Source organism: Shewanella eurypsychrophilus (genome assembly GCF_007004545.3).
In the GTDB taxonomy this organism is placed as follows: Bacteria; Pseudomonadota; Gammaproteobacteria; order Enterobacterales; family Shewanellaceae; genus Shewanella; species Shewanella eurypsychrophilus.
Genome location: NZ_CP045503.2, coordinates 889895 through 903892, shown reverse-complemented (window position 1 = coordinate 903892; position 13998 = coordinate 889895). Strand labels below are relative to the sequence as shown.

9 protein-coding genes and 1 riboswitch are annotated in these 13998 nt (G+C 44.0%); of the genes, 1 reads left to right on the top strand and 8 read right to left on the bottom strand.

The window, feature by feature from the left end:
• Window positions 1–320 precede the first annotated feature (320 nt).
• Window positions 321–2477 (bottom strand): S46 family peptidase, encoded by a 2157-nt coding sequence (locus tag FM038_RS03685; RefSeq protein WP_142872014.1) that lies wholly within the window; start codon window positions 2475–2477, stop codon window positions 321–323.
• Window positions 2478–2723: 246 nt separating this feature from the next.
• Window positions 2724–3923 (bottom strand): amino acid permease, encoded by a 1200-nt coding sequence (locus FM038_RS03680; RefSeq protein ID WP_142872013.1) that lies wholly within the window; start codon window positions 3921–3923, stop codon window positions 2724–2726.
• Window positions 3924–4379: 456 nt separating this feature from the next.
• Window positions 4380–4550: riboswitch (yybP-ykoY riboswitch) on the top strand.
• An 85-nt stretch (window positions 4551–4635) separates the two neighbouring features.
• Here FM038_RS03680 and FM038_RS03675 point away from each other — a divergent pair.
• Window positions 4636–5211 (top strand): TMEM165/GDT1 family protein, encoded by a 576-nt coding sequence (locus FM038_RS03675; protein WP_142872012.1) that lies wholly within the window; start codon window positions 4636–4638, stop codon window positions 5209–5211.
• 69 nt (window positions 5212–5280) lie between these two features.
• Here FM038_RS03675 and katB read toward each other — a convergent pair whose 3' ends face one another.
• The 6 genes from katB to exeM form a co-directional block, all read right to left on the bottom strand.
• Window positions 5281–6747: a catalase KatB gene (katB, locus tag FM038_RS03670; RefSeq protein ID WP_142872011.1), complete on the bottom strand. Its 1467-nt coding sequence runs from the start codon at window positions 6745–6747 to the stop codon at window positions 5281–5283.
• Between the two features lie 567 nt (window positions 6748–7314).
• On the bottom strand, window positions 7315–7563 hold the full coding sequence (locus FM038_RS03665; RefSeq protein WP_142872010.1) for a YgjV family protein: 249 nt from the start codon (window positions 7561–7563) through the stop codon (window positions 7315–7317).
• A 187-nt stretch (window positions 7564–7750) separates the two neighbouring features.
• Window positions 7751–8188, bottom strand: a complete 438-nt coding sequence (locus tag FM038_RS03660; RefSeq protein ID WP_142872009.1) for a PaaI family thioesterase — start codon at window positions 8186–8188, stop codon at window positions 7751–7753.
• Window positions 8189–8535: 347 nt separating this feature from the next.
• Window positions 8536–9249 (bottom strand): purine-nucleoside phosphorylase, encoded by a 714-nt coding sequence (deoD, locus tag FM038_RS03655; RefSeq protein ID WP_199242740.1) that lies wholly within the window; start codon window positions 9247–9249, stop codon window positions 8536–8538.
• Window positions 9250–9332: 83 nt separating this feature from the next.
• Window positions 9333–10559: a NupC/NupG family nucleoside CNT transporter gene (locus tag FM038_RS03650; protein ID WP_142872007.1), complete on the bottom strand. Its 1227-nt coding sequence runs from the start codon at window positions 10557–10559 to the stop codon at window positions 9333–9335.
• A gap of 483 nt (window positions 10560–11042) precedes the next feature.
• Window positions 11043–13697: an extracellular exonuclease ExeM gene (gene exeM, locus FM038_RS03645; protein ID WP_142872006.1), complete on the bottom strand. Its 2655-nt coding sequence runs from the start codon at window positions 13695–13697 to the stop codon at window positions 11043–11045.
• Window positions 13698–13998 lie beyond the last annotated feature (301 nt).

The following is a 13998-nucleotide window of genomic DNA, read 5'->3' as shown; positions in this document are numbered from 1 at the left end:
TTTCTCGAAACCATAGCAGGTGTGAACGCGGCTGTGACCTTCGGCATCAGGGATGATGTCGTAGAGCCCACAGGGACAGTGCTTGCGGCGAGTCACAGAAGTGTTCGCACTTAAGCCCACGGCAGGTGATAGATATCAACGAAGTTAGGCTTACCTAAAACTAACCAAACACCAGCTAAGCCCAATGAACCCACAATAGATATTTCAGAAGTTTGTTATCTGACAAGTAAAAAAAACGGGCACAAAAGTGCCCGTTTAAATTCGACTTTAACTCGAAGATACGAGTTCCTAGGATCTAGAAACTCGTTACCTTTATTAGCCTAATGAACAATTTCCATCTCGGCTAACAAGTTATCTGCATTATCCAGATACTTCATTACCCAAAGCATGTAACGGCTATCTACCTGAATAGAACGGTTAGACTCAGGATCGTAACCCCAATCACCAATAATACTCTCGTAAACACCGTCAAACAGTAGACCTACAAGCTCGGCGCGGCCGTTTAAGGTCGGTGAACCTGAGTTACCGCCAGTGGTATCGAGTGTCGACAGGAAGTTAACCGGTACTGAATCGATAGACTTCATGTAGAAATCACCATACTGCTTAGCTTTGATAAGCTCTAGCTGCTTAGACGGTGCATCGAAAGGATCGGCGCCCGTGTCTTTAGCTAAGATGCCTTCAAGACGAGTGAAAGGCACAGCCTTTAATCCATCTTGTGGTGAGTAGCCTTTCACATGGCCAACAGTCACACGCAAGCTTGAGTTTGCATCGGCGTAGACTGGGTTACCCTTTTCAGTGTTATAAGCAATGATGGCATCCATATACTGAGGACGTACCTTCATTAACTTACCAGCAAGCTCTTTGTCTTTCTTCTCAGCTTTCATGTCTGTGTCATACATGGCAACAGCGAACTTGATGAAAGGGTCATTAGACGACTTAAAGTCACCCACTGACTTATCCAGCCAAGCTAGGCGAGTATCCATATCACCCAGTTTAGTTTTGGCATACATCTTATCAAGCGTCTTGCTTAGCTTCTTCTCATCTAGCTTCTTACCTATGCCGAATACCTTGTCCAACGCAGCGATGCGCTCACTGGCAGGTAACACGGCGTAGCGCTTAAGCATATCAAACAGCATAGCCTTATCGACACTTGCCGCATAACGGCGATCGATACGCTCCATGCCTGATTTGAAACGGATCATGTCACGCTCTTGATAACCTGGCTCACGCGCCATGTCGTCTAGCTGCTTCTCATTGGCTAAGCGATACAACTTACGTGCCGTTGGCAGCATAGTGGTATAACGGATATAACCTAAGATGATATCGCGAGCCTGATGCTCCTGACCTTCAGCGATCAGCTTATCTAGCTCAGCTAAGGTTTTACCGTATTTTGCTTTGCGCTTGCTATCTTTATTGATCCAGCTAGCCAGCTCAGACTCACGACCTTGACGGTCATCAAGCATGGTCGACTTACCATAAAACTCGATCATAGAAGTGAAGTTCTTGGCATAGTTTGCCAGCCCGGCGATCAAACTTTCATACTTGATGCGCTCATCACTGCCTTCGGCAGCTGTCTCTTTAATGATCTCAATAAAGCGTTCGCGTAGCATCTTACCTTCTGGATAAGCCCACTCGAACTGGTTCTCTACTTCGTTAGCGGTGCGGTAACGATTAGTACGGCCTGGATAGCCTGCCACCATAACAAAATCGCCGTCACTCACGCCTTTTGCCGAAACCTTCAGGAAGCTCTTTGGCTCGTAAGGTACGTTGTCTTTGCTAAAGTCTGCAGGCTTGCCGTCTTTAGAGACGTAACCACGGTAGAATGAGAAATCACCGGTGTGACGTGGCCACATCCAGTTATCTATATCACCGCCGTACTTGCCTACACTGGCCGCTGGGTTATACACCAGACGCACATCGCGGATCTCTAGCTGCTTAACCAGATAATATTCTAGTCCGCCATGAAAGCTGTAAACCTGACAGCGATAGCCATCTTCGGCTTCACACTCAGCCACTAATGACTTCTCTCTCTGCTCTATGCCTTGGTAAAAAGCGTTACCAAGCTTGCTCTCTAAGCCCTGTTTGACCTTGTCTGTCACATCGGTCACCGCTTCGGTTACATAGATGCGTGAGCCTGGGGTCGCCTGTAGCTCTTCGCCATAACTCTTAGCCAGAAAGCCATCTTTAAGCAGATTTTTCTCTGGTGTTGAGTTGTATTGAATCGAGCCATAAGCACAGTGATGGTTAGTCACGGCCAAGCCTTTAGGAGAGACGAATGATGCAGTACAGCCACCTAGGCTGATAACGGCATTCATTGGAAATTCGGTTAATTTAGAGATAGATTTTGCATCAATCTCCAACCCTTTAGCCTTAAGTTCATCGGCCATAGCGGGCAGTTGGTATGGTTGCCACATACCTTCGTCAGCGTGTGCGCCAAAAGAGGCAGCGACAGCGACAGTGAGAAGCCATTTCTTCATTTTGTTAAATCCATTTTTAATTATTAGTGCGTAATTATTATTCTGCTTTGCTTGTAATGATTTATGCAGCAATAGCATTTAGCCATTTGCTAAAACTCAGGCAATAAAAAAGCCGAGCCAAATAATATACCAATCGGTATTAATATTCGGACTCGACTTTATCACAAGCCTAACTAATTAAAACAGGCTTTGACTTATCCCCTTACTATTTAAAGAAGATAACCTTAACCTCTCACCGGCTTCAGTTTACAGCGCAACAAACAGTTGGGCCGCAATAATCACTGCGCCAAATACACCTGCAATACCAAGAGCGGCATTACCACCAGAAACCTGATAGCCTCCTAGATTTTGCGGGCGTTGCTTAAGTGCCATAGCAATCGGCAAGAAAATAATCATCACAACCAGAGGAATGGCGGCAAAACCAAGTACCTGGAAGAAACCATCTGGGTAGAATAGTGCACATAAAAGAGGCGGTATAAAGGTAATTAACCAGGTTTTAGCACGACCTGCAACATCATCTTTAGCACGCGTCAATTCAGCGACATAATCAAACAAACTCATGGTCACCCCAAGGAATGAGGTGATTAATGCCAGGTTAGCAAACAGATCGATACACTGCTTCAATATTTCCGAGTGAGCTAAGCCTTGCAGAGCAGTCACCAACAATGGCAATGAGCCTTCAAGACCATGGACCGCAGCGCCACCCAATGTCCCTAAAGTCACCATCAACCATAGGATGTAGCAAATAAGAGGAATCGTTGAGCCGATAATTAATATCTTACGCAGTGAAACAGCATCACCATCTAAGTAGCGCACTATCGTGGCGATACAGACATGGAAGCCAAATGAGGTAAACACGATCGGAATCGCCGCCATCCACAAGCCGTTAAGCTCACTGCCTTTAACGATATCTCCCCCCGTCGTTGCCAGCATTGAACCTATATTAACTTCAGGTAGCAAGAAAGCGACAACAATGACTAATAACGCCACCATAGAGGTGAAAAGCACTCGGGAGATCTTATCGATCCACTTAACACCGACGGCAATCAAACCACCAAATAAGACAGTAAATAGCAGCACTGCTACTTGGTTATTCATGGTAATACCAAGCGGCTCGAAACGCGATTCCAGCAGTGATGATCCTCCCATCAGATAGACCATAGTTAACGCAAACAACAGGCTCATAAAGGAAGCCCCTTGGATCAACTGACCCACTTTCCCGAGAAGCTTGCCGGTAATGGCATGTACGTTATCACCGACACCAGTGCGTAGGTTGATCTCTAGCATCAGCAAGGATGTATAAATTGAGATCCCCCAGATCACAACTAGCAGGAGAAAAGCAGGTAATGTACCTAATGAAGCGGTAGCCAAAGGTAGGGCTAACATACCACCACCAATTGCAGTACCCGCAACGATAGCGATAGAGCCGAGCATTTTTAAATTCACAAAATTGTCCTGTTAGATATATTTTTATTCTACATTTTTGGTAGGTCAGATTTAGAACGACTTTGAAGGAGAGATTTAGCAAATTTAATCTTCATTAACAGCCTCCAATCGAATCGGGTCAATCGACCTTGATTTTCAATTGGCCTCAATGGCTCAGTTAATAGTTGTTTTATCCTATCGACAAAGCCATTGAGGCTGTATAAATCGTGGGAAAAACAGATAAGAATGTTTCATTGCTGCTCTTTCTCTAAAATGACTATTAGGGACATTAACAGCTACAAACCCAGTGAGCAAGCCATCTATGGCATGTGTAAACAAGATTGCACACTGGCTCAACAAGTTTCCAGCAAGCGCTAAACACTCTTGTTACCTGACCTTTTTTCAGTCGATAAAATTGCCTTTTTTGAGATCTCTGTTATTGCGACTCGAGATTCAAAATGTATAATGCACGCCTCTACTTCAGGGGAGTAGCTATCAATTTTTATTGTCGAAGGGTTTTACCTAGATAATTGAGATTGAGTGAGTGTCAACATACTTGGCCACAACGCCATGGTGCTCACAACAATATGACGTGACAGTGACTCTAGATAGGCTGATGACTCTCTAAGCTGACGGCTCATATTGTTTTGCAAGACCTGAGTGCAGTGACCGCCCATAAAAAGGGGGGCCGGTTTTCTGTACTCGGATTTTTGCCCCCCCTAAAGGAAGACTCTTGGACGCACTAGAACCACTACTAGCCTCAACCTTCACGGTTGCTATCGCCGAAATCGGTGACAAAACTCAACTGCTCGCACTCATACTTGCCGCCAGATTTAGCCATATAAAAGGCAGTAAAACGGCCATTGTTCTCGGTATTTTTCTGTCGACTCTGATCAACCACTTTGCCGCCGCCTGGCTAGGTAATTGGGCCATTGGCTTGATCAGCCCAGAATTGGCTCGCTACTTAGTCGCAGCGTCATTTTTTGCTATTGCGCTGTGGGTGCTCATCCCCGACAAGGTCGATTGTGAAGAGAGCCGCTTTTACAAGATGGGGCCTTTCATTGCTACCTTCATTCTGTTTTTTATTGCCGAGATGGGCGATAAAACGCAAATTGCCACTGTGGTATTAGCAGCAAAGTATGACGCGCTGGCTATGGTTGTTATAGGAACGACACTTGGAATGATGCTAGCCAATGTACCTGTGGTTATCGCCGGACACTTCAGCGCTGAGAAACTACCACTCACCTTGATTCATCGGGGCTGCGCGGTACTGTTTGCCCTACTCGGTGTCGCGACATTGGTGTTTTAGCCATAAAAGTAAAAAGGCCCTAGTTCCTAGGAACTAGAGCCTCATCTCTTTATCTATGACCTTCTTTGATTACAACCCTAATGTCTGCTTTATACGTTGGCCGTAATCTGCATCCGCCTTAGTAAAGTGCTCAACCATGGTCTGCTGTACATCCATTGTGGTTTCACTCAAGCTGCCACAGATAGTAGTAATCAGCCTAGCTTTCTCATCTTCAGGAAGAATCCGATAAAGGTTACCCGCCTGAGCGAAGTCATCCTGGTTATAACGGCTATATCTATCGGCTTCACCATCTAAACGCAGAGGTGGCTCGGCAAATGTACTCGGCTCAACTAATGCAGACTCAGTGCTGTTAGGCCCGTAGTTTGGACTTGCATCTCCACCTGTCTGGCTACCATTGTATGGACATTGAGTCCCCGCCATGGCACCGGCTCGCTGATGATGGTTAGCCTTAGTGGCGTGTGGGCAATTAACCGGTAGTTGATTATAGTTAGTACCAATTCTGTATCTTTGAGCATCGGCATAAGCAAACAAGCGAGCCTGCAACATCTTATCCGGTGATGCGCCAACACCTGGCACTAAGTTACTCGGTGCCAATGCGACTTGCTCAACTTCAGCAAAATAGTTTTCAGGCATGCGATTAAGCTCAAGCTCACCAATCTCAATCAGCGGGTAATCTGCGTGTGGCCATACCTTAGTCAAATCGAATGGATTGATATGGTAGGTGTTCGCATCGGCTTCCGGCATAATTTGTACCTTAACCGCCCAGCGAGGGAAGTTACCATCGGCAATCGCTGCGACCATATCACGCTGAGAAGAATCTGGATCGATCCCTTTTAAAATATCGGCCTGCTCAGGTGTCAAGTTCGCTATGCCTTGCTTAGTCTTAAAGTGAAACTTAACCCAGAAACGTTCGCCCTTATCATTCCATAGTGAATAGGTATGTGAACCATAACCATTCATCTGACGATAGTTAGCCGGAATGCCACGATCAGACATCAATACGGTCACCTGATGCATAGCTTCTGGGTTCAATGCCCAGAAATCCCACATAGCTTGAGGGTCTTTCAAATTAGTCTGTGGATTACGCTTCTGTGTATGAATAAAGTCTGGGAATTTAATACCATCACGCAAGAAGAAAGTCGGTGTGTTATTACCTACTATGTCGTGATTACCACGAGCAGTATAGAAACGTAAACCAAATCCACGTGGATCGCGTTCAGCATCAGCCGAACCCATCTCACCACCTACGGTTGAAAAACGAATAAATGTTTCAGTCTGCTTACCCACTTCATTGAAGTGATCGGCAATCGTGTACTCACTCATATCTTTGGTTAGGGTAAAAGTACCGTATACACCTGTACCTTTGGCATGCACTACACGCTCAGGAATACGCTCACGATTAAAATGAGCCAGTTTTTCTAATAAGTGAAAGTCTTGCAAGAGTACTGGACCACGCTCACCTGCCGTCATCGAATTTTGATCGTCAGCAACCGGGGCGCCATTTTGGCTGGTTAAGTAATTAGCTTGTTTAGTCATATTATTCTCCAATCCTTTAAATTTGTTATTAAAATTTTCTTTGCTTATATTTTTTGATTTGGTTAATCATCTCAACCAGTCTTCGATAACATCAAATATAGTGGCCATAGTTATTGCTCCGTTTCGCATTCTTTTACCGCTAAGCTTAGAAGCCTTCACATAAACTCTGTCGATGGATAAATAATAGTTCAAAACAAAATCCACATAAAACGATTAAAATCGATTAATTCAATTCCATTTACAGATTAGAGAACTGTGAGAGTCTTCACAGATACCTATAAAGTAATACACTAAGGGAATGGAGATTATTAGGTTTAACGATTGTATATATTGATATATATCAATTAAATAAAGAGACAGCATTAAGCGCTAGCGTAAAATAAGCCAAGCAGTGATATCTGCTGAATAGCTAGGATAAAATGAGAATAAAGCACGGGTGAATTAACAAAGATTACGATTGAAAACAAACAGTAAAGTTTAGAGACAAAGACCAGTCATTTGAGGTAGAGCCAGCTAAGTCAAAAATTAACAGGCTCTGCGTTACTAGGGTGAAGGACGATATTAAGCTCAAGGCTGTTCGTTAATCGCCTTTTCGGCTTTATAAATTTTGACTATATAATAGGCATCGATGAGAACAATAAAGAAATTAACCAAAGCCACAGGCAGTGCATCGATAGCTAAGCCATAAGCGACGAAAAGCCCTGCACCAATCAGGTTCCACCAACGTAATTTTTTTATGTTCGACATCATTAGTGAGATGGCCACAACCACCGAGGCTAAGTAGCCTACCCACTCCCACATTGTTGCACTATCCATTTACATATACTCCACTGAACAGATAATTATTAACCTATCGAAATCACACAGGCTCCACTAATCAGTTTAGATGATAGAGCCCAAATACAGGTTAATAGATAAAGATGCCTATTATGTATCTGTTACAGATATTTCTATAGTCAGTTTACTCAAGGGCGAGCCTACACTTAGCTTATCTATCGCCTAACTAACGCTTAACGACGGCTGCAGTCATACGCGAGATGCAGCAAAGGTCTCCGCCACTGTTATGAATGAGGACCTCCCATACTGAGCTGCGTTTACCTAAATGCACAGGTTTTGCAGTGGCTGTCAGAGTGCCATTTCTCGAGGCTTTCAGGTGATTGGCATTTATCTCTTGGCCAACGCAGTAGTAATGCTCAAAATCGACGGCAAAATTTGCCGCATAACTGGCAACAGTTTCAGCCAATGCCACATTGGCTCCACCATGAACTATGCCTAATGGATTATGGACGGCAGGAGAAGCCGGCATAGTCGCAACCATATAATCATCTCCTATCTCGGTGATCTTTATCCCCATGGTCTGCATCAAGGTGCCTTTACCATGCATACCAGAATCCATCTTGGCGCAATCATCCAAGGTCACAGGTCTAAACCAAATACTCATAATACAATCCACTTAGGTAATTATTGAGCACAGTCTACTGTGAAGCTATAAGTTTAAACAAGTGTTTGAGTGCTAAGTAGGAAAAGGAGCATTAACTAAAGTGAACTCAATATGAGGGTAAGTGGTAAGTGGTAAGTGGTAAGTGGTAAGTGGTAAGTGGTAAGTGGTAAGTGAAAACTGAAAACTGAAAACTGAAAACTGAAAACTGAAAACTGAAAACTGAAAACTGAAAACTTCTTTATTAGGGATGGCTCTCGAACGTTCTAAATTATTTGTGCTGATATATTTCAGCTTTTAGTGAACGTTCGAGAGCCGTAGGGCAACTTTTGATTAGAGGTGATTAACTATTACAGATCACCACTGACCGCTTCTAGAGTCAGTTTGATCATCTCATTTAGCGTATGCTGTCGCTCTTCAGCGCTCAAATGCAGGCCTTGTCTTAGATGATCTGTCACTGTCATCATGGCCAGTGCTCGAGCACCATATTCAGCTGCGACCCCATAAAGGCCAGCCGCTTCCATTTCGACACCTAAGATGCCGTATTTTTCCATCAAATCGTATCTAGCTTCGTCCCCACTGTAAAAGAGATCAGAAGAGTAGAGATTCCCAACATGATAATTTGTACCTAACTTTTCGGCGGCATCGGCGGCTTTTCTTAACAGATCGAAATCGCCAATCATGGCAAAGTCTGTATTAGCAAAGCGAGTACGATTAACTGCAGAGTCAGTGCTGGCACCCATTGCCATCACCACATCCATCAACTTAATCTTATCGCTAACCGCACCACAAGAACCGATGCGGATAATATTCTCGACACCATATTCAGTGATCAACTCTTTGGCATAAATAGAGATTGAAGGTATCCCCATCCCTGAACCCATAACTGAGATTTTTTTACCTTGATATTCGCCTGTATAACCCAACATATTGCGAACATCAGTCACCAGCTTGGGATTATCAAGAAAGTTCTCAGCGATGTATTTGGCCCTTAAAGGGTCGCCAGGCATTAACACTGTCTTAGCGAAAGCGCCTGCTGCTGCATTGATATGTGGAGTCATAATTGTTTCCTGCTAAATAAAAATAAAGTCTGAATAAAGATGATGCCGGCTTCGTTTTCACTGGCATCGTCAATATAAATATAAACTTAACCCGCTAGGCTAAATAACAAACCAGCGATAGTGCCACTCATTAAGTTTGCCAACGCCGCAGCCATTAATGCTTTAAAACCTAAAGCACTGAGGTCTTTACGACGCTCGGGGCAAAGTGCAGCTAACCCACCCATCACCATGGCTAGAGAGCCAATATTGGCAAAGCCACATAGAGAGAAGCTGATAATAATCTGGGTCTTTTCCGAAAGTTGATCAGCCACCTTAAGAAAGTCGATATAGGCAATAAACTCGTTAATCACCATCTTCTGTCCGATAAATGATGCCGCCTGAACAGCTTCACTCCATGGCACGCCCATCACCCAAGCCAGTGGCGCCAACAAATATCCTAAGATCATCTGCAGAGTCAGGTTTTCAATACCAAACCAGTTACCTACACCACCAAACATGCCATTTACCATGGCAATCAAGCTAACGAATGCTAGCAGCAGCGCAGAAACGGCAAGTACTTGCTGCATCCCCATAGCAGCGCCACTTGCAGCGGCATCGAGTACGTTAGCTGGCTTATCACCTTGCTCTGCAATCAACTCCTTGATGTCATTACGAGGCGTTTCTGTTTCAGGCCACATAAGCTTGGCAAACAATAATCCGGCAGGCGCTGTCATAAAAGCCGCTGTCAGCACGTATTTGACATCAACCCCCATCTGGATATAACCGATCATAGTGCCGCCAGCGACTGAGGCTAAGCCACCCGTCATCACGGCAAACAGTTCAGAACGAGTCATATGTTTTACGAATGGACGAACCATGGAAGGGGCTTCGATTGGCCCAACAAAGATATTGGCGGTAGCCGATAAGGATTCTGCGCGGCTAGTACCTAAGATTTTAGCTAAGCCGCCACCTATAACGCCAATAACCAGCTGCATAATGCCAAGATAATAGAGCACTGCTATCAGGGCGCTGATAAACACCACTACAAACAACACATTGATAACGAAGATAAAACCTAAACTAAAGCTCGCAAGCCCACCAAATAAAAATTTAAGACCTTCATTAGCATAATTAATGACATGCATAACGCCATTAGAGGCGCCATCTAACATACTTTGGCCCATAGGGACGTACATGACGAAAGCACCAAAGGCGACCTGAAAAGCCAACGCGCCTAATACAGTGCGTGGATTAATCGCCCTTCTATTATCAGATAAGGCAATTGCTAGTCCGATTAAACAAAGCATCCCCAACAAACTGATGAAAACTTCCATACATTTTTTACCGCTAGAATCATGAGTTGTCGGCAGTGTATACAGGCTCCCATTAGCCGCAAGCGATATGTATCAAACACAGAGAGATAATTAGCTATTTTTTGCAGAAAAACCGAATGATGAACTGAAACCAGACAAAGCCTTACAATATCAAAACCTAATACAAACAAAAACCACCAGACATTGCAAACAAAACTCACAAAAACAAAAAGATAACTCACATACCTCAACGGATAAAGGCGTGTATTCAAGCGCCTTTAAAACCGAACAACATGCGCAAAAGCGATCAAAAAACTACGAAACCGTAAACAAATAACTTATAAAAATGGCCTTTTTACATTGAAATAGCTCCAAACGCCTATTTTGAACAAACTTCATTAAATAGAGATGAAAAAACCGCCTTTAATAGCATTAAAAGCGGTTTGACTGATTAAATTTAGCTAAGGACAAGTATCACTAAAGCTTAACTAGACCTTTTGACTATTAGTGTTTACGGCGACGTAAACCAAGTAATGAAAGCATTGCTAAACCTAAATATCCTAAAGAACCACCATCATCCTTTTTTTCTGGTTCAACAGGCTCAACCGGATCAACAGGAGCTGGGTAACTCAGTGCGACAATAACTGGATCGTGATCTGAAGATCTAAAGACATTCTCAGACTTAGCCAGATCACCCGTGTACTTGTTTGAATACTCAAATAAGCTGGATTCAACTGAATTGATGTGCCAATCCTGAATAGCGACCATTCTCGCAGCGGCGCTTGTATTCGCAAGTGCATGATCCAAATTACCTAACTCACCACCATAGCTATAGCTGTATGTTTCCGCACCATGAGCCTGAGTGTTTAGGTTGATTAGACCATAACCTTTCTCAATCACACTTCCTTCTTGCTCATAGACTTCACCATTAAGCGTTGTCCATGATGCTGTTACTACGTCTCGTGACGACGTCGCCGCATCATAGTCTGTGAGTACGCGAACCGGATCTTCCATGCCGTAAGCATTCAAATCACCGATAACAAGTAAGTCACCCTCGACGTCCTTTACCGAATCACCGATAGCCTTTGCAGCCGATACACGGAACTCATTACACTTGCCTTGCAGATCGGCTGGGTCTTTGCTTTCAGAGAATTCCAACCAATCTTCCAGACAACCAGAGCCTTTAGACTTAAGGTGGTTAACAACAATCGTTAACTTCTCATCATGGATCGTAAAGGTTTGACCTAGGCTATGGCGCTGGTATTTGTTATACGCTGGGCTGGTTTCAACATCGTCACCTTCGCCACGAGTCGCGACGCCTTCGCCTGCATGCTGCTCTGGTGTTGCAATAACAAATGCATCTCCGGCTGGCTTCACCTTATTAGGACGGTAGAGAATACCGACAGTGATCGCATCACTACCGATGAACTCCCCTTCATACTTATCAGCATCGGCTGCTTCGATAAATTGATATGCATCGATAGCTGGCAGCTCTGAGTTAATCGAATTCAACAGGTACTGAATTGAGCTCGACTCGCTAAAGCCATTATTTTCAACTTCCATCAAACCCACGATGTCGGCATCCATATCTATGAGTGCGTTGACAATCTTAGTACGCTGAAGCAAATATTCGTCCAGAGTGTGAGCCCCACGACCACAGCCTCGACTCGCATCAGCATCGGCCTGATCTGCACAAGTTGGGTTCAGTGGACCACCTATTTCGCTGTCGCTAGTAAACAGGTTTAATACGTTAAAGCTGGCAACTCTAATATCACCCTTAGTCGCTATTTCAGGCGCGCCGGCTCTGTCATTTTCGCGGATGAAGTCACCGGCAACAATCTCATTAGTCGCATATAGACGATAGGCATCATAGCTGTAGTTAACCATACCTTCGATATTATTCAGCTGATCACCAATACGCATATATCCGGTTTCAGCATTAAAAGTAGGGAAATAGGGGATATGACCATTAGGTGCAGAGAGACCCGTTTCAATGACCAGCTTATTCTTAGCGTTGGCCAGTGCTAATGCCGCTGCTTCTTCAGAACCTGCTGGGTGAACCTGAGTCGCCTTAAACAGAGGAGCTTTATGGGAAAGTGACATGGTATTGCCATATCCATCATACCCATATGCGCTGGTGACCTTCATATCACTGCCGGAGTCGAGTTTAATCTTCATCCCTTCATGACGCTCTAAGGCATCGGCTAAGGTCTCACCATCATTGATAACAAGCGCTATCACAGCTGGAAGCTCAGCATCTCCGGTAATGGCCAAATTATCAGGGTTACCGACGATTTCAGTCTGCTTATAGTTTTCTTTAACTTTACCTTCTAAACAAACTAGCTTACCTGGTACGATTTCAGCCGGTGCGACTGCGCCTAGTGACACAAAGATACCATCGGACGTTGCAGCCGAGCCATCACCTTCTACCTCTTGAATAAAGAAGCCTTTCTTCTTGTCCAAGCGTGCCGTCACTACACCTTTAACTATTACGGCTTCAGCTGATTCATAAGGATATGAAGACGATGTCAGAGGACTGTATTGTCCATCACCCTGAATATCGTAAATAGCAGTAACATCACCGATACAGGCATAGGGCTCAACAGGCTCAACTTCACCACCTACAAAAGCGCCACTGCGCGCGCCTAAACCGTTAAAGGTATCTTTGGCAAGTTCGGTCCACTGCGCCGCATCAAATACATTTTTAGCCGCAGTTACATCGTCATTACGTTGAAATGTCTTATCGTATCCCCAGCCATCCGGTGTTGGGATCGTACCGATAACATCAACAATAACACCGTCTTTCAAGAGGGCAACCGCATCACCTCCATTGAAATATAAGTTGCCAGTCATCGAATCTACACCTGCGCCCAATGTGATAGTGGCGCTTGGATGAGTGATGACTTTAACTGATTTGGAAGCGATCACCTGACCATCTAAAGCCACCAAATCTAATGATGTTTCCGCACCATCTTTGAAGCGTACTAGCTTATAACCGGCCAGATCGACGGATGTATCACCCGTATTGTACAATTCGATAGCTTTATTATTACTGCTACCTTCTACATATTCACTAATCATGACATCTGCGCTCGCCATCATAGGCAAAGACGCTGCGATTGACAGTGCCAGCACTGACAACTTCTTAACATTATCCATTTATTCAACCCCATTATTGTAATATCGCCGCTAATTTTTATTAACGTGCCAAGGGATTCTTACAGACTTAGCTCACAAAAAAAAGCATATAAATCACATTAATGGCTGATAAATACTTGTTAAACAAAGAAAAAAATTAGATGGCTTAACGCAAATCAGAACAAGCAGAATTATAACAAATTATAACAATCTAAAATCAGAGGCTTACCAAAGAACAGGTGTCATCAAGCAACCTCTTATCTGTTCATTTAAAAGGGAAAAAAATTTATAGATTAGTGAACAAACTTTCATAAAATATTAT